General features: G+C 61.9%; 18 protein-coding genes and 5 tRNA genes. 12 read left to right on the plus strand and 11 right to left on the minus strand.

Annotated features, from left to right (window positions below; translation table 11 throughout):
• Positions 1 to 61: 61 nt before the first annotated feature.
• The 3 genes from ShzoTeo12_RS07800 to ShzoTeo12_RS07810 all read left to right on the plus strand — a co-directional run bounded on the left by ShzoTeo12_RS07800 (position 62) and on the right by ShzoTeo12_RS07810 (position 3,471).
• The gene (locus ShzoTeo12_RS07800) at positions 62 to 802 is read left to right on the plus strand and encodes a metallophosphoesterase family protein (RefSeq protein ID WP_318912406.1); all 741 of its coding nucleotides are present in this window, start codon (positions 62 to 64) and stop codon (positions 800 to 802) included.
• On the plus strand, positions 803 to 2,206 hold the full coding sequence (locus ShzoTeo12_RS07805; protein ID WP_318912045.1) for a bifunctional serine/threonine-protein kinase/universal stress protein: 1,404 nt from the start codon (positions 803 to 805) through the stop codon (positions 2,204 to 2,206).
• Positions 2,207 to 2,319: 113 nt separating this feature from the next.
• The gene (locus tag ShzoTeo12_RS07810; protein WP_318912047.1) at positions 2,320 to 3,471 is read left to right on the plus strand and encodes a ceramide glucosyltransferase; all 1,152 of its coding nucleotides are present in this window, start codon (positions 2,320 to 2,322) and stop codon (positions 3,469 to 3,471) included.
• 18 nt (positions 3,472 to 3,489) lie between these two features.
• Here ShzoTeo12_RS07810 and ShzoTeo12_RS07815 read toward each other — a convergent pair whose 3' ends face one another.
• The 6 genes from ShzoTeo12_RS07815 to ShzoTeo12_RS07840 form a co-directional block, all read right to left on the minus strand.
• Positions 3,490 to 3,888, minus strand: a complete 399-nt coding sequence (locus ShzoTeo12_RS07815) for a hypothetical protein (protein WP_318912048.1) — start codon at positions 3,886 to 3,888, stop codon at positions 3,490 to 3,492.
• Positions 3,889 to 4,173: 285 nt separating this feature from the next.
• A tRNA-Arg gene (locus ShzoTeo12_RS07820) sits at positions 4,174 to 4,250 on the minus strand.
• 9 nt (positions 4,251 to 4,259) lie between these two features.
• A complete protein-coding gene (locus tag ShzoTeo12_RS07825) occupies positions 4,260 to 4,565 on the minus strand; it encodes an ETC complex I subunit (protein ID WP_119256251.1) in 306 nt (101 codons plus the stop codon).
• Between the two features lie 381 nt (positions 4,566 to 4,946).
• A tRNA-Pro gene (locus ShzoTeo12_RS07830) sits at positions 4,947 to 5,023 on the minus strand.
• 102 nt (positions 5,024 to 5,125) lie between these two features.
• A complete protein-coding gene (locus ShzoTeo12_RS07835) occupies positions 5,126 to 5,569 on the minus strand; it encodes a DUF192 domain-containing protein (RefSeq protein WP_119256250.1) in 444 nt (147 codons plus the stop codon).
• A gap of 50 nt (positions 5,570 to 5,619) precedes the next feature.
• Positions 5,620 to 6,198: a cold-shock protein gene (locus tag ShzoTeo12_RS07840; RefSeq protein WP_318912052.1), complete on the minus strand. Its 579-nt coding sequence runs from the start codon at positions 6,196 to 6,198 to the stop codon at positions 5,620 to 5,622.
• 193 nt (positions 6,199 to 6,391) lie between these two features.
• Between ShzoTeo12_RS07840 and ShzoTeo12_RS07845 the strand changes: the two genes are divergently transcribed.
• The 5 genes from ShzoTeo12_RS07845 to ShzoTeo12_RS07865 all read left to right on the plus strand — a co-directional run bounded on the left by ShzoTeo12_RS07845 (position 6,392) and on the right by ShzoTeo12_RS07865 (position 9,036).
• Entirely contained in the window at positions 6,392 to 6,832 is a 441-nt protein-coding gene (locus ShzoTeo12_RS07845) for a VOC family protein (protein ID WP_318912054.1), read from the plus strand.
• Between the two features lie 297 nt (positions 6,833 to 7,129).
• On the plus strand, positions 7,130 to 8,398 hold the full coding sequence (locus ShzoTeo12_RS07850) for a YcbK family protein (RefSeq protein WP_318912056.1): 1,269 nt from the start codon (positions 7,130 to 7,132) through the stop codon (positions 8,396 to 8,398).
• Between the two features lie 140 nt (positions 8,399 to 8,538).
• A tRNA-Glu gene (locus ShzoTeo12_RS07855) sits at positions 8,539 to 8,613 on the plus strand.
• 132 nt (positions 8,614 to 8,745) lie between these two features.
• Positions 8,746 to 8,820: transfer RNA gene (locus ShzoTeo12_RS07860), tRNA-Glu, on the plus strand.
• Positions 8,821 to 8,961: 141 nt separating this feature from the next.
• A tRNA-Glu gene (locus ShzoTeo12_RS07865) sits at positions 8,962 to 9,036 on the plus strand.
• A gap of 326 nt (positions 9,037 to 9,362) precedes the next feature.
• Here ShzoTeo12_RS07865 and ShzoTeo12_RS07870 read toward each other — a convergent pair.
• Positions 9,363 to 10,493: a recombinase family protein gene (locus tag ShzoTeo12_RS07870; RefSeq protein ID WP_318912057.1), complete on the minus strand. Its 1,131-nt coding sequence runs from the start codon at positions 10,491 to 10,493 to the stop codon at positions 9,363 to 9,365.
• A gap of 577 nt (positions 10,494 to 11,070) precedes the next feature.
• Positions 11,071 to 12,030, minus strand: coding sequence for a site-specific integrase (locus ShzoTeo12_RS07875; protein WP_318912059.1), 960 nt, complete (start codon positions 12,028 to 12,030; stop codon positions 11,071 to 11,073).
• Positions 12,031 to 12,642: 612 nt separating this feature from the next.
• Here ShzoTeo12_RS07875 and ShzoTeo12_RS07880 point away from each other — a divergent pair.
• Entirely contained in the window at positions 12,643 to 13,275 is a 633-nt protein-coding gene (locus ShzoTeo12_RS07880) for a cellulase family glycosylhydrolase (protein WP_318912061.1), read from the plus strand.
• Here ShzoTeo12_RS07880 and ShzoTeo12_RS07885 read toward each other — a convergent pair.
• Positions 13,237 to 14,396 (minus strand): IS3 family transposase gene (locus ShzoTeo12_RS07885; protein ID WP_318912063.1). Its coding sequence is split into 2 segments (ribosomal slippage): positions 13,237 to 14,132 and positions 14,132 to 14,396, totalling 1,161 coding nucleotides; the frame shifts between segments, so codons are not numbered across the junction. The genes ShzoTeo12_RS07880 and ShzoTeo12_RS07885 overlap by 39 nt on opposite strands.
• A 386-nt stretch (positions 14,397 to 14,782) precedes the next feature.
• Between ShzoTeo12_RS07885 and glyA the strand changes: the two genes are divergently transcribed.
• From glyA to ShzoTeo12_RS07900, 3 genes are read left to right on the plus strand one after another with little or no spacing between them, the layout of a single operon-like run.
• Positions 14,783 to 16,087 (plus strand): serine hydroxymethyltransferase, encoded by a 1,305-nt coding sequence (glyA, locus tag ShzoTeo12_RS07890; protein ID WP_318912064.1) that lies wholly within the window; start codon positions 14,783 to 14,785, stop codon positions 16,085 to 16,087.
• Between the two features lie 17 nt (positions 16,088 to 16,104).
• A complete protein-coding gene (locus tag ShzoTeo12_RS07895) occupies positions 16,105 to 16,920 on the plus strand; it encodes a YggS family pyridoxal phosphate-dependent enzyme (RefSeq protein WP_318912066.1) in 816 nt (271 codons plus the stop codon).
• Positions 16,917 to 17,297: an MFS transporter gene (locus ShzoTeo12_RS07900; RefSeq protein ID WP_318912068.1), complete on the plus strand. Its 381-nt coding sequence runs from the start codon at positions 16,917 to 16,919 to the stop codon at positions 17,295 to 17,297. Before ShzoTeo12_RS07895 ends, ShzoTeo12_RS07900 begins: the two co-directional genes overlap by 4 nt.
• Positions 17,298 to 17,711: 414 nt before the next feature.
• Here the strand turns inward: ShzoTeo12_RS07900 and recJ are convergent, their stop codons facing one another.
• The gene (gene recJ / locus ShzoTeo12_RS07905) at positions 17,712 to 19,514 is read right to left on the minus strand and encodes a single-stranded-DNA-specific exonuclease RecJ (protein WP_318912407.1); all 1,803 of its coding nucleotides are present in this window, start codon (positions 19,512 to 19,514) and stop codon (positions 17,712 to 17,714) included.
• Positions 19,515 to 19,731: 217 nt separating this feature from the next.
• Complete coding sequence (locus tag ShzoTeo12_RS07910) at positions 19,732 to 21,054, minus strand: homoserine dehydrogenase (RefSeq protein WP_313193015.1); 1,323 nt, start codon at positions 21,052 to 21,054, stop codon at positions 19,732 to 19,734.
• Positions 21,055 to 21,093: the final 39 nt, after the last annotated feature.

Here is a 21,093-nt window from a genome sequence, read left to right on the forward strand (position 1 = left end):
GAATGGTTGCGGCCGGCAAGGCGCGTTATGCTCGTCATCGACCTTGAAAGACCGGACCGCCATGCTGCTCGCCATCCTTTCCGATATCCACGCCAACCGCGAGGCCTTCGAGGCCGTGCTGGCGGCCGCGGAAGCGGCCGGGGCGGAGCGCTTCGTGCTGCTCGGCGATATCGTCGGCTATGGCGCGGATCCCGAATGGTGCACGGAACAGGCGATGCGGCTTGCCGCGGGCGGCGCCATCGTGCTGCGCGGCAACCACGACGACGCGGTCGGCAATCCTTCCGTCTCAATGAATGCCACGGCGACGCTGGCGCTCGAATGGACGCGCCGCCAGCTTGGCGGCGCCACCCGCGCCTTTCTCGCCGCCCTGCCCTTCAAGGCACGTGAGGGCGACTGTCTCTTCGTCCATGCCGATGCCAGCGCGCCGGCCGACTGGAACTATGTGCTCGACGCCAGCGATGCCGGCCAGCATCTCGCCGCCTGCGAGGCGCGCGTCAGCTTCTGCGGCCATGTGCACAAGCCGGCGCTCTACTGCACCGCGCCGGGCGGCAAGGTCACGCATTTTGCCCCCGTCGCCGCGACGCCGGTGCCACTCCTGCCGCAGCGCCGCTGGCTTGCCGTCATGGGCTCGGTCGGCCAGCCGCGCGACGGCAACCCGGCCGCCGCCTTCGCCCTTTACGATACCGGGAGCGCGGAGCTCCGCTTCATGCGCGCCGCCTACGACGTGGAGAAGGCGGCCGACAAGATTCGCGCGGCGGGCCTTCCGGCCTCGCTCGCCGACCGCCTGCTGCGGGGACGCTAGATGGTCAAGGCAAGGCTGAAACCCGGCGACGTGATCGACGGCTTCGTCATCGAGGATATCGCCCACAATGGCGGCATGGCGCGCATCTGGAAGGTCAGCCGGCCGGATATCGACTTCCCGATCCTGATGAAGGTGCCGGTCATCGGCGAGGGCGACGATCCGGCGGCGATCGTCGGCTTCGAGATGGAGCAGATGATCTTGCCGCGCCTTTCCGGCCCGCATGTGCCGCGCTTCGTCGCAAACGGCGATTTCGCCACGCTCCCCTATATCGTCATGGAGCGCCTGCCCGGCACCTCGCTCTATCCACTGCTCGAACGCCTGCCGCTGCCGCCGGAAGAGGTGGCGGCCATCGGCACCAAGGTGGCGGTGGCGCTCGATTCGCTGCATCGCCAGCATGTCGTCCATCTCGACCTGAAGCCCTCCAACGTCATGTTCCGCGAGACCGGCGAGGCCGTGCTGATCGACTACGGGCTCGCCCGCCATATCCACCTGCCGGACCTGATGGACGAACAGTTCCGCCTGCCCTACGGCACCGCGCCCTACATGGCACCCGAGCAGGTGCTCGGCACGCGTAGCGATTTCCGCAGCGATCTCTTCGCGCTCGGCGTCATGCTCTATTTCTTCGCGACCGGCGAGCGCCCGTTCGGCGATCCGCAGCGACTGAAAGGCCTGAAGCGCCGGCTCTGGCGCGATCCGCTGCCGCCGCGCGCCCGCAACGCCGCGATCCCGCCCGCCTTGCAGGAAATCATCCTGCGATGCCTGGAGGTGAACCCCGCCTGGCGCTATCCGAGCGCCGCCCAGCTCGCCCTCGACCTTCAGGATCTTTCCGCCGTCAAGCTGACGGCGCGGGCGGAGAAAATGAAGCGCGACCCGCTCGGCATGGTGCTGCGCCGCCGCTTCAATCCCGTGCCCATCGAAGCCGCGAGGCCCCGGACGGCGGAGGCCCAGCTTGCGGGCGCCCCCATCGTCGCCGTCGCCATCGACCTTGCAGGCGAGACACCGGGCCTTGCCGACGCCATCCGCAAGACCGTCGCCCGCATCATCGAGAACACGCCGGATGCCCGCATCGCCTTCATCAACGTGCTGAAGATCAACCGCATCGCCATAGACACCTCGCTGGACGAGGAAGGCCGAAACAAGCATGTCCTGCGCCTCGTGCAGCTTCGCAACTGGTCGACCGACCTGCCGGCGCCCGGCGGGGGAATCACCTTCCATGTGCTGGAGGCCGTCTCGCCCGCCGATGCCATTCTCGAATATGCCCGCGAAAACTACGTCGACCACATAGTCATGGGCGCGCGCGCCGAATCGGCCATGCGCTCCATGCTCGGCAGCGTTTCCGGCGGCGTCGCCGCCCATGCGCCCTGCACGGTGACCGTCGTGCGCAACCGCCTGCCGCCGGAATAGACGGGGCCGGACGCCCCGTCATTCCCCTGTCATGTGACAGTGCTGTCTCTTCCCGCGTGAATGCACCCCGGCAGCCGCCCGTTGAGGGCCGGCGCCCATCGGAGTTTGCGTGAATGGACATGGCTCAGGCCCTCGCCCTTGCCTCGGGCGCCCTCGTTGCGACCAACCTTGCGAGCATCCTCGTCGCCGGAAGACGGCTTGACCCGGCCGGCGCGCCGCCGCCCGAGGTTCGCAAGAAGCCGCCGGTCTCCATCGTCGTTCCCGTGCGCGGCATCGAAAATTTCTCGGCGGAGACGCTGGACCGCGCCTTCCGCCTCACCTGGCCGAAATACGAGCTTCTCTTCTGCGTCGCCCACGGCAACGATCCGATCGTTCCCGAAATCGAACGGACCGCAGCTGCCCACCCGCATGTCGAGGCCCGCATCCTCGTCGGCGACGACCGCATCGGCGCCAATCCCAAGCTCAACAATTGCGTCAAGGGCTGGCAGGCTGCGCGTCACGACTGGGTCATCCTTGCCGATTCGAACGTGCTGATGCCGCCGGACTATATCCAGCACCTCATGGCCGCCTGGCGCAGCGACACCGGCGTCGTCTGCTCGACGCCGCTCGGCTCGCGCCCGGACGGCTTCTGGGCCGAGGTGGAATGCATGTTCCTCAACACCCAGCAGGCGCGCTGGCAATATGCCGGCGAGGCGCTTGGCTTCGGCTTCGCCCAGGGAAAAAGCATGCTCTGGTACAAGCCGATGCTGGACGAGAACGGCGGCATCCACGCGCTGAATGCCGAGATCGCCGAGGATGCCGCCTCGACGAAGCTGGTGAACCGGCTTGGTTTCAAGGTGCACCTCGTCTCCTCGCCCTTCGAGCAGCCGCTCGGGCACCGCACCGGCCGCGAGATCTGGTCGCGCCAGAGCCGCTGGTCGCGCCTTCGCCGCGTCACCTTCCCCGGCTTCTTCGCGCCGGAGATCCTGCTCGGCGTCCTGCCGCCGCTCCTTCTCGCACTCGCCGCCGCCCTCCTTGCCGGAACCCCGCTGACGCCCGCCCTCCTGCTGGTGCTCGCCGGCATCTACCTGCCGGAAGCCGGCCTCGCGCTCGCCAAGGGCTGGCGCCTCTCGCTCTGGTCGCTTCCCGCGATGATGCTGCGCGACACGATGATGCCCGCCATCTGGCTGCGCGCCTGGCTCGGCGGCAACATCGACTGGCGCGGCAATACGATGACGATCGGCACCGCCGCCTGCGAACTCAAGGAAGCGCCGGCAGGGCCATAGTCCCCGAACGGAGCGCCGCTACGACTTGCCGACCTGAATGCGCAGATAGGGATTCCTCGGATCATAGCTGGTGCGGGGTTTCCCCTTGCCCGTCTTGATCAATCCGGCGGCAAGGTGCCCCTGCGGGCCGAAAAGATAGTCGCTTCCCGCGCACAGATGCGCGAGCATCCGGTAGTCGAAATATTTCAGGCTGTGCTGCGTGAGAAAGACCGCGTTATCGTAGGATTTCCCTTTGATACCGGCGTAGTTCGCGCTCTTCATGAAGGCCTTCAACGCCTTCTTGTTGACCGAAGCGCCCCGGCATTCCTTTCCGAGCACTTTCACGAGCGTAACGATCCGCATCGTCTCGGCGTCATGGTCCGGCAGGGGCTTGGAGGTCCGGGCGAGATAGGAATTGGTCGCCGGATCGTTCGTCATCGACTTCGCCCAGAAAGCGGGCATTTCATCCGCGATGCAAAGGCCTGCCGATCCCAGCAGTCCCAATGCCAGCATGCCAAGAAATCGACCCATTCGCATTCACTTGCCCTCCCTCGCGACGACCCGATGCTTTGGGCCAGAACGCAACTGTAGCGATAAAGGCGAGGGTGGAAAAGAAAATTAGGGGTAGATTATGCAGGGTATATCGCGAACCCCGCCTATTGGTGGGCCTCCGCAGGAAGCACATCAAAAGTTGCCGGAAATCGTTGATTTCACTTGCATATTTGGCGACCCCTGCAGGACTCGAACCTGCGACCTACTGCTTAGAAGGCAGTTGCTCTATCCAGTTGAGCTAAGGGGCCGTCGGGACCTCAGTGGGTCCAGGGCTGCATGCGGTTGAAGCGGAAGTTGTCCGGATAGGCAACGCGCTTGCGGGTCGCTTCCTTCGGCTCGATCACGCGGTATTCGATGCCGTTGCGCGTGGCATAGGCAATCGCTTCCTCACAGGTTTCGAATGTCAGCTTGACCTGCTGGTACATGTCGCCAGAGCTCGTATACCCCATGATCGGATCGATCGTCCGCGGCTTTTCGGCATCGAACTCCAGAACCCAGAGATTAGTCTTGGCCTTGCCCGACTGCATGGCGGTCTTGGCGGGACGATAGATCTTCGCGGTCATCGAAACGGCTCCAGAATTCTCGCATAAGGGCACGCTCCGACGTGCGCCCGGCCATGCATAGCCCAGATTCCGTAAAGGGGAAATGATTGGACATGCATTTACCACCGAAACGCCCGCCACGCACCGGCTCGAAGAGCCCGAACCCGGTGGCGCCCGTTCATTCTCGTTAAACTCCTGCGCTCCACCTGCGGCACCCGCCGACGAAGCGTCCGAGCAATGGCCGCAGGTCCGTGGAGAGTCAAGGGCTTTTGCCGGGTTGCGCGCGCAACTCCCGGCACCGCCATCACGGCGACCCGTTCGCAAATCACGGAACTTTCACAGGATATAATACGGGGAATGGATAAGCCTCGGAGAAACGCCTGTTTCCTTGGCTTTTGCCGGTGGTCGGAGTGGAGAGATTCGAACTCCCGACCCTCTGGTCCCAAACCAGATGCGCTACCAGACTGCGCTACACTCCGTCCGTTCCGGCGATGGGGAGATACACGGATCGCGCCGCCGCCGCAACAGCAAAGGGCGAGTTTTTCAGCCCTGATCGGGGAAGTCCGTTTTGGCTGCGGGTCTTATCCCTTGCGCAGCTTTTCCATCAGCGCGTTCTGCACGCGGTTGCCAGTGCGAATGCCGAGGCGTTTGACGGTACCGCCGTTCAGTTCCAGCACATAGTCGATCGGGCCCTTCGAATCGATGATCGATTCGTCGAGCGGCCTGGCATTCTCCTTGATGGAGCGGACCTTGCCGTCCTTGCCGATGAACAGCATGTCGAGCGGCAGGTAGGTGTTCTTCATCCACATGAAGACCTGGCGCGTCTCGCCGAAGGCGAAGAGCATGCCGTGGTCCGGCGCCATCTCGCGGCGGTTCATCAGGCCCTGCTCGCGCTGGCGGGGCGTCACGGCCAGTTCCACGGTGAAGGCATGGCTCTTGCCGTTCTTCGTGACGATGGTCAGCGGCTGGGTATCGAATTTCTCGCCCGCGCCGGCGACGGATGCAAGGCAAAGAAAAAGCGCCATGAAGGCGCTTGCCAGACGTGTGACGCCCAAAATCCGTGAAAAGACAGCCATCAATGTGCCCTATTGCCCGGAACCGGAATGTCGGGATGGATCTCCGCGGCCATCAGGCCCTTCTCGCCGTCGCCGAACCGCACCAGCACGACCTGACCGGGGCGCAGCTCGGTGAGGCCGAAGCGCCGCAGGGTCTCCATGTGGATGAAGATATCTTCCGTGCCCTCGCCGCGCGTCAGGAAGCCGAAGCCCTTGGTGCGGTTGAACCACTTGACCAGCACGCGCTCCAGCCCGCTCGAAGGCGTGACCTGCACATGGGTCTTCACCGGCGGCAGCTGCGAGGGATGCACGGCGGTGGTCTGGTCCATGGAAAGGATGCGGAAGGCCTGGTAGCCGCGGTCGCGCTTGTGGATGAGCGCCACGACGCGCGTGCCTTCGAGAACCGTCTGGTAGCCATCACGGCGCAGGCACGTGACGTGCAGCAGCACGTCCTGCATGCCATTGTCCGGCACGATGAAGCCGAAGCCCTTGGCGACGTCGAACCACTTGATGACGCCGGTGATCTCGATCAGGTCGACGGCGTCGCTGCCCTGGTCATCACGCATCGTGATTTCCTTTGAAGACATCCTGTCCGCCATGACCTGCCAGCCCCTCGTTTACGCGTCACATGAGTTACGGTTAACTGATTCTTGAGAACCAGAATAACATTGTCCCGATGCGAATGCGCAAGCCCCTTTGAAAGTTTTGCCGGCTCCCTTGATAGGCTGCAAGGCTTGCCCGAGGCTGACAAAACCCTAACCTTTCAGCGATTCCAATTTGAAGGACATTGCAATGCGTTATCTTCACACGATGGTCCGCGTCAAAGACGTCGACAAGTCCCTGCACTTCTACTGCACGCTCTTCGGCCTTGAGGAAGTGCGCCGGATCGAGAACGAGAAGGGCCGCTTCACGCTGATCTTCCTGGCGGCGTCCGGAGACCTCGCCGCGGCGCGCGAGAACGCCGCGCCCTGCCTGGAACTGACCTATAACTGGGACAGCGAGGACTATACGGGCGGTCGCAATTTCGGCCACCTCGCCTACGAGGTCGACGATATCTACGCCTTCTGCCAGAAGCTGATGGACAATGGCGTCACCATCAACCGCCCGCCGCGCGACGGCCACATGGCCTTCGTGCGCTCGCCCGACGGCATTTCCATCGAGATCCTGCAGAAGGGCGCAAGCCTCGCCCCGGCCGAGCCCTGGGCCTCGATGGGCAATACGGGCGCCTGGTAATTCGTCCCGGACGCAAGCTCCGGGCAAAGCTTGCGTCCTAAACCTTCAGCGACGAACCATCGTTTTGCCGTATTTGACCGGAAGCTTCTTGTCGTTCCGGTCGATCGCCAGCGTGAGGGGGCGTTTGGCCGTTTTCTGGCCGGATTGCTCCCGTTCTGCGTTTCACGGCTTCATCGTTCCGGTCTTCCTGCAATGGCCGGGCGATACATCGCGGCAACCGCAGCATGGCCCCCTGGCCTTTTCGATTGCGGTTGCGACTGTCTGAAGAAATGGCCCCACCGTCGGCAAGACCGGGGCATGAACGTCGAAAGCGGGGGAAAGCCTTTGCAGACCATGCAAGGAAAGTGGCCGAGCCTGAAGACGCTGCGGTATGGATTGCTGCTGGCCGTCTCGGTTGCCACGCTCTCGGGCTGCGTATCCGCAGTCTCCACCGATCTGCGCGCCGACAACACGACCGCGCAGGACAAGGAAGAAACGGCCGCCGCAAGCGGGGAAGAGACCACCACGCCGGTCATCGCCGCCGAAGGCGCGGCGCAGGGCTCCCAAGCCACCGCGGCCGTCGATCAGCAGGGCCAGGGCGAAGCGGGCCGCGACATGGCGGGCGCCGTCATGCAGCCGGCCAATCTGGATGCGGGCAAGGCCAGCATCTATTCCAATGGCGGCCAGGCGCCGGTCGGCACGGCCTATGCGGCGCAGGCCACGAACACCTCCAACGGCGGCCTCTTTGCAAGCGCCGGCGCGGCGCAGGGCGCCGGCAAGACAGGGCGCCTGCCCGTCGAGGACATGCCGCAGCTCAATACCGCCGGCGGCGAGGAAGTCGCGATGCTCGGCGATAGCGACGCCATGCCGGAGAACATCCCGATCCCGACTTCGGCCCGCGCCGCACTCGTCGAGGAGCCGGCAAGGGTGAATGCCGCCGAAAAGGCGCTTGCCGCGCTGCCGGATGACGCCCAGAACGGCCAGAACAAGCGGGTGACGGTCGCCTCGCTCTTTGCCGACAAGGCAACGGCGAACGACGGCGGCGACGGCCTTGCAACGCAGCAGCAGCGCCGCGTGCTCAACCGCGACAGCGCAGGCGCCACCCAGAAAGCGTCCCTTGGCGTCCTGCCCGGCGTCGCCACGGCGAATTCCATGTTCTCGACGGATCATTCCGAATCGGACGAGGTCGAGGACGATGCGCCGCAATTCAAGGAAGTGGCCTCCATCGCCGGTCTCGCACGCCTTGCGCCGAACGGCCTGTGGCTGCAGACCGAGAAGGTGAAGACCGGCTGCTTCAAGCCGGAACTGCTGCAGGTGCTGAAGACGATCGAAAAGCACTACGACAAGCCCATCATCGTCACCTCCGGCCTTCGCGACGTGAAGCCCAATCGGGAGAAGCAGTCGCTGCACACGCGCTGCGAGGCGGCCGACATCCAGATTTCGGGTGTCAGCAAGTGGGAGCTGGCCGAATATCTCCGCAGCATGCCCGGCCGCGGCGGCGTCGGCACCTATTGCCACACCGAATCCGTGCATATCGACATCGGCCCCGAGCGCGACTGGAACTGGCGCTGCCGCGCACGGAAATAGAACATGGGGCTAAGCCCCCGGGATCAAAGCCCTTTTACCTTCGCAAAGCCGCCTTCCGGGCGGCTTTTCATTTTTTTGTCACGAGCGCCTTTTCCCGCTTGCGGAATAAAAAACGCCCTTCTATAAGACGCCCACCGCACGCGCCCTTCGTCTATCGGTTAGGACGCCAGATTTTCATTCTGGAAAGAGGGGTTCGACTCCCCTAGGGCGTGCCACGGTCCCTCCCCTTGAAGCCACCTGTTTTGAGCGCGCCGGAGCCCTCCGCTTCGCTGTTGAAAAAGTTGCGCCGAACGCGATTTTTCGTCTTGCGCATCCGCCGCGTCCCGACTAGAAGACGCCCACCGCACGCGCCCTTCGTCTATCGGTTAGGACGCCAGATTTTCATTCTGGAAAGAGGGGTTCGACTCCCCTAGGGCGTGCCACGGGTCCCTCTCCCATCATCGTTGAAATCATGCCTTCGAGCGTTCCCGCACGCCTGCTTTCACGGCTGGGAAAAAACTGAAATTTCCTGCATTTAGGGCTTGCGCGAATCCGCACCCCCGACTAGAAGACGCCCACCGCACGCGCCCTTCGTCTATCGGTTAGGACGCCAGATTTTCATTCTGGAAAGAGGGGTTCGACTCCCCTAGGGCGTGCCATTCCCGAACAAATAGAGAGAACCGCAGGCGGCGTTTTGTCGAGGCCTTGCGATGCGACCTTCGCCAGGATGGATTTTGATCCGCTGATCCTGATCTCTTCATCGTTTACGGTGACTTCGCGCATGATCATCCGGGCATAGGCTTGTCGGAACTCCAGCGTGCCACTAACGAGCCTTTCGCGAAGAAGTTTGGCGAGGCGCTCAATCTCCTCCGGCGTAATCTCCGGTTCACCGGATGACAGACGTTGCTGAAGCTCAGCAATTTCCACAGCCAATTCGTCGCGTTGCAGTTTCAACCCAAGCAGACGCTCCTTGAGTGTCGGATCCTCAGCTTCCATCAGCCCGTTTTCGACCAGGGACAGCAATCTTGCGAGGGCCGCGCGTATCGCGATGCCTGTCGCGCAACCGTCCAATCTCGTGCTTGTTCTTGTCAGCACGCTCACCTGTGAATTTCAGATAGGTATCGAGCAGCGCGGCCAGATGTTCAAGTCTCAGGATACGCTCAAGGATTTCGCCCACGACGATATCGTCCAGACGATCCATCCGCATCCGGATGCCCCGGCATGAAAGCGCCCCCTCCTTGAGCTTTCGGGAACAGCAATAATAGGCGTATGTGCCACCCTTGCCGGTATTCTTGATCATGGCCACTCCATAATAACCGCAGCGCGCCACGCCAGCCAGCAAGGTGGGGCCATTCACAACCCTTGGCGCCACACGCAAGGGGCTGCGGCTCCGGAGAAGTCCCTGAACAGACGTAAACATCTGTTCGCTGACAATTGCGGGAACGGAAAGCTCGATCCACTGCGACGGCGGACGGGGCTTTTTGTTGCGGCTATCGTATTTGTTGAAGAAGTGCCGACCGGCATATGTCGTCGACGTGAGAATATCGTGAATGCTTCCGGTCGAGAAGCGGACGCCACGACGCGTGATGGCGCGTTCGTTCAGATGGGTTGCAATTGCCTTGACGCCCATCGACCGCCCACGTTCCCCCAAAGCGAGGTTGAATACGAGACGAACGGTGCTTGCCTCTTCCTCGCTGATGACAAGGATCTTCTTCTCTTTGGTCCCGCGTGTTTCCTTCACGGCAATATCATAGCCGAAGGGCGGCGGCGCACCGTTCCAGAAGCCCTGCCGGGCGTTCTCAAGCATTGCCCGATGTACGTGTTTGGCGTTCTCCCTGGATTGATGCTCGTCGAATACGCTCAAAATCTTGCGGATGAACTCGCCGCTGCCGTCCTGGCCAATATCCTGGGTGATCGAAACGAGCTCGACGCTCGCCTTGCGCAACTGCCGGACATAGAGTTCGGAATGCAGGCTGTCGCGGGAGAAGCGGCTCAGGGAATGGACGACAACGAAATCGTATGGACGGTCGGAGCGTGTCGCCTTGAAGATCATCTCCTGGAAGGCAGGCCGGTCTTCATCGAGCGCGGAGGCGCCCGGCTCGGTGAAAATGTCCACAACCTTCCAGCCCTGGCGATCGCAATAGGCACGGCACTGGGCAACCTAGTCGGGGATCGACAGATCGCTCTCGGCCTGACGGGCCGTTGAGACGCGGACGTAGACTGCCGCTCTTGTCCCGCTCATTGGCCACCACCTCCTTCAGTCGTCACCGCGCAGGATGGCAGAAATCTCGTCATGAAGGAATGCACGAAGGATACCGACTTCCTCAGCCGTGACCGGAAGCCGGCCGGGAACATCACTGACGGTGGCAACACCATCCCGCCGGCGCCGAGCTTGCTGGCCATCGAAAGACACCCGGCCGGCATCGACAGGCGGGCTTTCGATCCGGTCCGTTTCGGCTCTGGTGTTTCGTATGCGATGTTCCGTCTCCGATCTTGTATGGCCGGACGGAAAACACCACCAGACATGCAGGCCGCCCGTGGCTCACCCCGCGCACCGCCTGTTTCGAGCCATCGGCGTGCATTGCGGAAATGGACGATGTTTCAAAGCGTTGCCTGCCATTCCTTCCATGCGACATCTGCTTGAGCGCCGCCTGATCGTTAACTTTGATGAAAATTTGCAATTAATTGCAACATCATCCCTTATCCTCACCCTCTCCTGTCAGGCGGCCGATCGCTTTGGCCCGGGCCGATGTGAACGCATCCTGCACCATTGCGCGCGCCCGGTTGCCTCTGGTGAGGATGTAGTGCTTGCGCGTGGTCTGCGAGGTGGCGTGGCCGAGAAGATCCGGCGCGATGGCGATCTGGTCGGGTGCCCGGTCCACCAGCCCTGTGACCGCGCAATTGCGGAACAGGTGCGGCCAGACATTGTAACCGAATGCATCGATGGTGCGCTTGTTGATCTGGTTACGAACAGAATGCTCGGCCATCGGCTTACTCCAACGGTCGATCCAAAGGCGTGCCGTCCTGTGGCCCTCCCCTTGCCCAAGCAACCGTCGGCGATGGACTTGGAGATACCACTCGATCCACGGCGTGAGACCGGGAGGCAACTCTCCCTCCGAGATGCGCCTCGTCTTGGTTTCCTCCGCTTCGAAGCGCAACCGGTAACGATCCCCATCGGGCAGCAGATGCCGGCCGATCTCGATCACATGGAAATTGGCGATCCTGTCGGGCTGGCAGATCAGCATGGCGATCACCAGGCCGTCCCGCGCCATCGTCGAGACGAGATGACTGTTGCGTTCAGCTTCCTCCGCGCGCCTCAGCAAGGAAAGGCCAAGGTCCATCAGGGCGGCCGGCGGCACGATATGCGCAAACCTGTTGCGCTGGGGACGGGCGTTCCTCTTCAGGCTGGCGCTCCATGTCGACAGCCAGGACAGATCGATTTCGGGCGCGAGCATATCCAGCATGCGCTTCAAGGCCCCGACCATCATGGACACACTGACCGGAGAGACCCGGTCCTGTAACTCCTCAATGAACTGCCTCATCCTCTCGGCGGTTACGCGCGCACCGGGAGGGCCGGCATCGAGCACGCCGTTGCGGGCAAGCCATGACAGCCACTGCCCGTAGGCCTGTTCCACGATCCGGCGGCGGCGCACGCTCCATCTGCTGGCGGGATGGGACGGCTTCAGAAAGCCCGCCGGCTTGCAGGCCGCCGCCCAGAGGCGGCGGTCCGGCTCCGGCCATTGCTGGGGTTACAGGCACAACGGGAACGTCACAGCCGACCTGATCTTCAAGAATAGAACATTAATAACCCGCTAACCGGTGCAGCCTTGCGCCCGACCATGCCAGAACTATTTCGTTTTTTCCCTATTTTCCATAATCGACCCTGACGAAATATGAATAATATATTATGAGAACATTCCCCTTAAGGCACGCAAGGCAAATTTCTATTAACGCAGAAGGCTCACACCAAAATCCTACCCAAAAATTTTTTCGGTCTGATTGGAGCTTCCATCTCCTCCCAGCCAACTCTTGCTCACTCCACGAAAGGAGAAGGTTGAGCCTGCACCAGCCATTTTACGTGGGCATCTGACCAAAAGATCGAAAATAATAAAATTCAAAACTCAAGCGCACATGCAAAAAGCCCACCTAATGACGGAATGGTTGACTAACGCGAAAAGGATACACAGAATACAGCCTCCGGGAGAACGATAATTATTTTACTATAAGGAGTCTTCCGCAGCTTTTTACGATAAGGGAGGATTAAATTGAAACGAATATTTTTGGCAAGCCTAATGATAATTGCAGCTGGACTGTCCGCCCATGCCCAGCCAATTGACCTCAAGCGCGGTGTCGGCGTGCACGAGTGGCTCAACTGGTCGCCACTAGCCTCGAATGGAAGCTATGCCTGGCCACCTTATCGGACCTATGCCGAATGGCTTTCTTCCGAAAGGCCGTTAGCGGACTGGCCTCCCGGAGATCAGTTCGTCCGTATTAAGGCTATGGGGTTCGATTTCGTCAGACTAACGGTCGATCCAGGTCCGCTTCTGGCGAATACAGGTACCAGGCGGCAAGAGGCCCTGGATATATTGGAAGCAGCAGTCCGGCGGGTTACGGCGTCTGGCCTTAAAGTAGTCTTCAATCTTCATCTTGTCAGTCAAGTGCCGGCCTACAGTGAAACGATCATCGAGGGTGGCGCGACTAGCTCTGGCGTGACGCTTTATCGTGCCATGGTAGAGGATGTGGCCCGGATGCTCGTGGATGTGGGCACCGGTGACGTCGCGCTCGAGCCGTTTAATGAGCCAGGCTATTATCCGTGTGACGCGACTGGCCTGCCCCCATTGGGTGATCCGTTTGGAAAGTTAGTGCATGCTCGGTCTTCTGGCCACCGCTGGCGTTGACGCTGGACCGCTTTGGCGAGGCCAGACGGCGGCTTCAGGTGCCGGCGGCTTGTAGCCTAGCGATGAGTGGGGTCGCACGGTGTTGTAATGCTGTCTCCAGTTTTCGATGATGATCTTCGCCTCCTTGAGCGTGTAGAAGATTTCGCCGTTGAGCAGTTCGTCACGGAGTTTCGAGTTGAAGCTCTCGCAGTATCCATTTTCCCACGGGCTGCCAGGCATGATGTAGGCGGTCTTGGTGCCCACCGCCGCGATCCACTCCCGTAGCGCCTTGGCGATGAACTCCGGGCCGTTGTCGGAACGTATGTGCGTCGGGATACCCCGCAGGATGAAGAGGTCGGAAAGCACGTCAATGACATCGACGGCTTTCAGCTTTCTCTCGACCCTGATGGCGATACATTCTCTCGTGAACTCGTCGATCACGTTGAGCATGCGGATTTTCCTGCCGTTGTGCGTGCGATCCTCAACGAAGTCGTAAGACCAGACATGGTTAGGATATTCCGGTCGCAGCCGGACGCACGAACTGTCGTTCAGCCATAGCCGCCCGCGCTTGGGCTGCTTGTGAGGCACTTTTAGCCCCTCCCGTCGCCAGATGCGCTCGACCCGCTTGACGTTCACGATCCAGCCAGCCTGGTGCAGCATCGCCGTGATGCGACGATAGCCGTAGCGGCCATACTGGAGAGCGAGCGCCGTGATGTCGGCGGTCAACGCCGCTTCATCATCTGGGGTCTTGGCGATCTTGCGCTGCGTGGAACGATGCTGACCCAAGACTTGGCACGCCCGTCTCTCGGACACACCCAGTTCCTCGGTGACATGATCCACGCAAGCGCGGCGACGGGCGGGGCTCAGAAGTTTCCCTTGGCGGCCTCGGCAAGGATCATCTTGTCCAGGGTGAGATCGGAAACCGCACGCCGCAGCCGTGCGTTCTCTGCCTCCAGTTCCTTCAGGCGTTTCACCTGGTCGCCCTTCAGGCCGCCGTATTCAGACCGCCACCGGTAATATGTAACTTCCGTTACGCCTATCGACCGGATCGCTTCCGCCATCGACTTTCCCTGTGCATTCAGCACGTCAACCTGACGAAGCTTCGTGACGATCTCATCTGCCTTGTGTCTTTTCGCTGCCATTTCAATGTCCTTCTGAGGCTTATAAGCCATACGTCATGAAGGATCACTTTTCAGGGGGCAGGCCACGTCTGCTTTTTCATGAGAACTCCGCAGAAAAATTTATGCATAGAGGTTCAGCACCTTGGCGGTGCTGAGCGATACCGCCATTTGCGGTTCAAACTGGACCTCTGCGCATAAATCTCCTTCTGCCGAGAACCCTCACCATAGGGACATGAAGCCATTGGGTCAACCGAGGCGTCAGCCTCATCATCCTAATCAATGGCCTGCCCTCACCCGTTAAAGTGGATGGAAAAAGCAGACCATGACCATGATAGAAGCCAAGTTCAGCGTCTGTGCGATCTGAGCGTAGCGACATGCAGCTATCAAGGTCATCAAGGAGATCATCAATGGGAATATCGGCCACATCTCGCGCGGTTCAGAACCCCGAAATCACTGGCGTGAGTGCAGCTGGGTTGTCTGTTGCCGATGGTGCCATTGCGGCTGCCATCGTCGGTGAAAAGACCCGTCAGCGCGAATCCATTGAACTGATCGCATCGGAGAATTTCGTAAGCCAGGCAGTGCTTGATGCTCAAGGGTCGGTGCTCACCAACAAATATGCCGAAGGTTATCCGCATCGCCGCTACTATGGAGGCTGCTTGAATGTCGACGCCGTCGAAGACCTGGCTATCGAGCGGGTAAACAGGCTGTTCGGCAGCAGCTATGCCAACGTCCAGCCACATTCTGGCAGCCAGGCCAATCAATCGGTTTTCCTCGCTCTGCTCAATCCCGGTGATACAATTCTGGGATTGGATCTTAAGGCTGGCGGTCACCTTACTCATGGAGCACCGGTCAACATCTCCGGCCGCTGGTTCAAGGTCGTGAGTTATGGTGTGGACCCGGAAACCCATCTCATCGACATGGATCAGGTGGCTGCGCTTACGCGCAAGTACCAGCCTAAATTGCTGATTGCCGGCGGCTCGGCCTATCCTCGCACCATGGACTTTGCGCGTTTCCGCCAGATCGCCGATGAAGTCGGAGCCGTCCTATTGGTTGACATAGCGCATTTCGCGGGCCTGGTTGCCGGTGGTGTCTATCCGTCTCCAGTTCCTTTCGCGCATGTCGTTACCTCGACCACGCATAAGACACTGCGCGGCCCCCACGGCGGTTTCGTCCTGACCAACGACGCAGAGATCGCGAAAAAGATCAATTCTGCGACCTTTCCCGGACTCCAGGGCGGTCCGCTGATGCATGTCATCGCTGCAAAGGCCGTGGCTTTCGGCGAGGCGCTACAACCATCCTTCAAAACCTATGTCCAGGCGGTGGTCGAAAACTGCCGAGTTTTGGCGCAAGAGCTTGCCGATGGTGGGCTGAAGATCACCTCCGGTGGTACGGATTGCCATCTGGCCGTAGTCGATCTGCGCCCCATTGGCGTAACAGGCAATATCGCCGAGGAGACGCTGGAATCTGTCGGCATCACCCTCAACAAGAATGCCATCCCCAATGACCCTGAAAAGCCAATGATCACGTCAGGCATCCGTGTCGGCAGCGCAGCAGGAACATCGCGCGGATTTGGTGCCGATGAATATCGCCAAATCGCCGCTCTCATGCTCGATACGCTCGCCGCCGCCCGTGACGAAACGCTTGATGCCCGCCAACAGGACATCAATAACCGTGTACGCCAACTCGTCGCGCCTTTCCCGCTGCCTTATTGACTGGAAGCGGGGTCGACATGGAAACACTCTCCAAGATTGAGCTTCTGCCCGAGGAAGTCGCCCGCTTTGGTAACGATCCGGCAACGACATTTGCGGCGAATCTGAAAACTGTGCGGGCGCGCATTGCGGCCGCCTGCCATCGTTGTGGGCGATCCACGGACGATGTACGTCTTCTCCCCGTCACCAAGACGGTGCCCGCTAATGTCCTGCGGCTCGCCTTTGCCGCAGGGATTTCCGATTTTGGAGAAAACAAGCTCCAGGAGGCCCGCGACAAGCTGGCCACCTTGAGCGATTTGCCGATCAACTGGAGCCTCATTGGCCATCTCCAGACGAACAAGGTGAAATATCTGGTCCGGATCGCATCGGAGTTCCATGCGCTGGACAGCTTTCGGCTGGCGGAAGAACTGAACCGGCGGCTTGATGCCGTGGCGCGCGATCTCGATGTGTTCGTTCAGGTTAATACGTCGGGTGAGGAAAGCAAATATGGCTTGCACCCCGACGATCTTATGCCCTTCGTCAATCGCCTGTCCGAATATCCCCGGCTTAAGCCGCGTGGTCTGATGACACTGGCGATCTTCAGCACCGATCACGAGCGGGTACGCACCTGCTTCCGCCTGCTGCGCGATCTACGGGATCGCGCTGTCACGGCCCATCCTGGCCTTACACAGCTTTCCATGGGCATGACAGGAGACTTCGAGATTGCCATCGAGGAAGGTGCGAACGTCGTGAGGGTCGGTCAAGCCATCTTCGGTCTGCGCCCAACCGGCAATGGCTTCTATTGGCCGGACCTTACCCCAGCCAGCGATATGCCTGCCACCGTTAACAAACGATGATGAACAGACAGAGTGGGCTACTGGCGCAGGTGTCCGCAGCGCATCTCGTCAGCCATTTTCATATCATGCCCCTTCCGGCGCTACTTCCGTTGCTTCCGGCCGGCATGGGCGTAAATTTCGTCGATCTTGGTATCGCGCTCGGCGTTTTCAATATAGTCACGGCCCTGGTTCAAATTCCAATGGGTTACGCGGTGGACCGCCTCGGCGCTCGCAGATTATTGCTGTATGGTCTGGCGTTAGGAAGTGCGAGTTTCGCACTTGTCTTCCTCTATCCAACATTTGAGGTTCTCATACTCGCGATGGTTTTCGCTGGCATCGCCAATGGCGTCAACCATCCAAGTGATTACGGGCCGGCACGTCAGAGCACGACGCGGTGAAGCAACATTTCAATGTGGTGAGAGAGCTGGTCCAGAAGGTGGTCATCGTGCCCTCGCCTGACGGGAAGTCCGCGGGCCTGACGATCCACGGCCGTCTCGCGACGATCCTTGCCTCGATGAAGGCGTTCCACGAGCACAGCAAGGCCATGCGCGCGGATTTCGTCGACGACTACGGGCAACGTTCAAAGGATGGCGAACTGAAGGGACAGAAGGTGAAGCTGGACTTTGTAGCCTGCTTCCGCACCGTCCTCGCTGAAGAGGAGGCGGACTGGAAGCGGCTACAAGTCTCAGTGGTTGCGGGGGCAGGGTTTGAATCTGTGCTATCAGCAGAAAACACGGATACTCCAGTTCTCATCTTCATCACTTGCGGCGTGCCACGGTCTCTCCCCGACACCGCCAAGAAAACAGAGTCTTTCAGAACGCCTTTGCGGCATCGATCACGCGGAACTGGATGCGCCGGCTGCCCTGCCAGCTATCGGCGGAAAGCGTGCCGGCGAAATGCACCGCCTGCCCGCGCTCCTTCATCAGGAAAAGCCCGAGATCGGCTTCTGCCGCACGGAAGGCCATGGCATCCAGCCTACCGCCGTCGGGGCCTTCCAAGCTGACGCGCAGGTGGTTGACGCCGACGGGGCGCACGTCGCGCACGCGATGCACCGGCAGCGCGAAGATCGGCTGCGGGTGGCCGGAACCATAGGGGCCGGCCTGCTCGAGCTGGTCGGCCAGCGCGAGCGTGGCGCCACTGGCGCTGAGCGCGCCGTCGATCTTCAACGTTTCCACGGCGACGAGGTCGCGCACGGTGCGTTCCGCGCGCTCCTCGAAGAAACTGCGCAGCCGGCCGAGATTGCTCCGTTCCACCGTCAGGCCTGCCGCCATGGCATGGCCGCCGCCCTTGACGAGGATGCCCTCCTCCACGGCAGCACGCACCATGCGGCCGAGATCGAAGCCACTGATCGAGCGGCCGGAGCCGGTGCCCTTGCCGGAAGGATCGAAGGCGATGGCGAAGGCCGGGCGGCGGAAACGGTCCTTCAGCCGCGAGGCAAGCAGGCCGACGACGCCGGGATGCCAGCCCTCGCGGGCCGTCAGGATCACCGAGGCGTTTTCACCCGTGCCGTATTCCGCCTGCGCTTCGGCTTCCGCCTCGGCCAGCATGGCGGCCTCCATGGCCTGGCGCTCGCGGTTGAGCTCGTCGAGCTGCTTTGCGATGCGCTCGGCCTCGCCCGGCTCGTCGATGGTCAGGAGGCGGCTGCCGAGGGCGGCATCGCCGATGCGCCCGCCGGCATTGATGCGCGGGCCGACGAGGAAGCCGAGATGATAGGGCGTCACCGGCCCGCCGATGCCCGCCTGCTTGAGCAGCGCCGTCAGGCCGGCATTGCCGAGATGGCGCGCGGCGACGAGGCCCTTGACCACATAGGCGCGGTTCAGCCCCTTCAGCGGAACGACGTCGCAGACCGTGGAAAGCGCCACCAGATCGAGCATGGAGAGGAGATCGAAGCTCCCCGCCCGCGTATCGCCCTTCTGGCGCAGCAGCCGCTGCAGGGCCACCAGCACGAGGAAGACGACGCCGGCGGCGGATAGATGCCCCTGCCCCGACAGATCGTCCTCGCGGTTCGGATTGACGAGCGCCAGAGCCGGCGGCAGCGTCTCGCCGACCTGATGGTGGTCGATGACGACGACGTCGATGCCGCGTTCCCGTGCGACGGCAAGCGATTCGTGGCTCGTCGAGCCGCAATCGACGGTGACGATCAACTGTGCACCCCGGTCGATGAGCTGGCCGATGGCGTTCGGGTTCGGGCCGTAGCCCTCGAAGATGCGGTCGGGAATGTAGATTTCCGCCGGCACGCCGAAATGCGTCAGGAAGCGGTAGAGCAGTGCCGAGGAGGAGGCCCCGTCGACATCGTAGTCGCCGAAGATCGCGACGCGCTCGCCGCGCTCGATGGCGCGCGCCAGCCGCTCCGTCGCGGCCTCGCAGTCCATCAGGCTATAGGGCTCGGGCATCAGCCGTCGCAGCGTCGGATCGAGGAATTCCAGCGCATTCTCGAAGGGAATGCCCCGTCCGGACAGGACGCGGGAGATGAGGTCCGGCAGGCCGTGCGTCTGGCTCATCGCCAGCGCGCGGTTCTCCCCCGCCTGGTCGAGCCGCGCCACCCAGCGCTGCCCGGTCGCCGAGCGCTCGACGCCGAGAAAGGCCCGGCTGACGGGATCTGCGTTTTCCAACATGCTCATGGCGGCTCCGGTCGTGTTACCCCTCCTGCATCGGAAGGCCGGCCCCTCATCCGGCCTGCCGGCCCCCTTCTCCTTGGCTGCGGGAGAAGGAAAAGTGCCGCACCGTTTTCCTCAACTCTCCAACGTTGCGTGGGGCAAGTCCCCTCTCCCCGCTTGCGGGGAGAGGGTTAGGGTGAGGGGCTGATCCGCACCGAGATGCGGGCAGCAAAAATCAGGCCGTCTTCGGCCGCTCGATGCGGATCACCTGCGGCTCGCCGACAAGATAGCCCTCGCTCTTGATGGAAGCGACGGCCTTGCGGACGGAATCCTCCATGGTGGCGTGGGTGACGAGGATGATCGTCTTCGGATCGGTCGATTCGGCCGTCGACTGCGCGCGCTGGACGATGGATTCCAGCGAGATGCCGTTCTCCGCCATGTGCCGCGCGATGCTGGCGAAGACGCCCGTGCGGTCCTCCACCGAGAGGCGGATGAAGTAGCCGCCGTGGTGCTTGCGGATCTGCGCGCGCTTGTAGGGCGCGAGCGCCGCCGCCGGGCGGCCGAGCGCCGGCACGGTCTGCGCGCCGGGGCGGCTCTTGGCGATGTCGGCGATGTCGCCGAGCACGGCCGAGGCCGTGGCATTGCCGCCCGCGCCGGGGCCGACCATCAGCAATTCGCCGAGAATGTCCGATTCGATGGCGACGGCGTTCGTCACGCCATCCACCTGCGCGATGACGCTGTCGAGCGGCACCATGGTCGGGTGCACGCGCTGCTCGACGCCCGTATCGGTCTTCTGCGCGACGCCCAGCAGCTTGATGCGGTAGCCGAGATCGGCGGCGGCGCGGATATCGTCGATGGAGATGTTGGTGATGCCTTCGAGATAGATGTCGTCGGCCGAAATCCTCGTGCCGAAGGCGAGCGTCGTCAGGATTGACAGCTTGTGCGCGGTGTCGTTGCCCTCGATGTCGAAGGCGGGGTCGGCTTCGGCATAGCCGAGGCGCTGGGCTTCCTTGAGGCACGCCTCGAAGGAAAGCCCCTCCTTCTCCATCTTGGTCAGGATGTAGTTGCAGGTGCCGTTCATGATGCCGTAGACGCGGGAAATCGTGTTGCCCGTCAGGGATTCACGAAGCGCCTTGATGACCGGGATGCCGCCGGCGACCGCCGCCTCGTAGTTGAGCAGCGAGCCGTGCTTCTCGGCGATGCCGGCAAGCTCGACGCCGTGCGCGGCGAGCAACGCCTTGTTGGCCGTCACGACATGGACGCCGCGCGACAGCGCCGCCTTGACGGCGGCAAGGGCCGGATCGCCCGCCCCGCCCATCAGTTCCACGAAGACGTCGATCTTCGCCTCGCGGGCGAGCGCGACCGGATCGTCGAACCATTCGGCAGCGGAGAGATCGACGCCGCGGTCACGGCCCTTGCTGCGCGCCGTGACGGCGACGATCTCGATCGGGCGACCGCATGTCGTCTCAAGCATGTCCCTGCGTTCGACGAGAATCTTCGCGAGCGAGGCACCAACGGTCCCCAAGCCCGCAATGCCGATCTTCAGGGCATCAGCCATGGTCATGTCCTATGAGTTCTGGAAAAGCCCTCCGCTGAA

This window comes from Shinella zoogloeoides (assembly GCF_033705735.1).
Taxonomy (GTDB): domain Bacteria; phylum Pseudomonadota; class Alphaproteobacteria; order Rhizobiales; family Rhizobiaceae; genus Shinella; species Shinella zoogloeoides_A.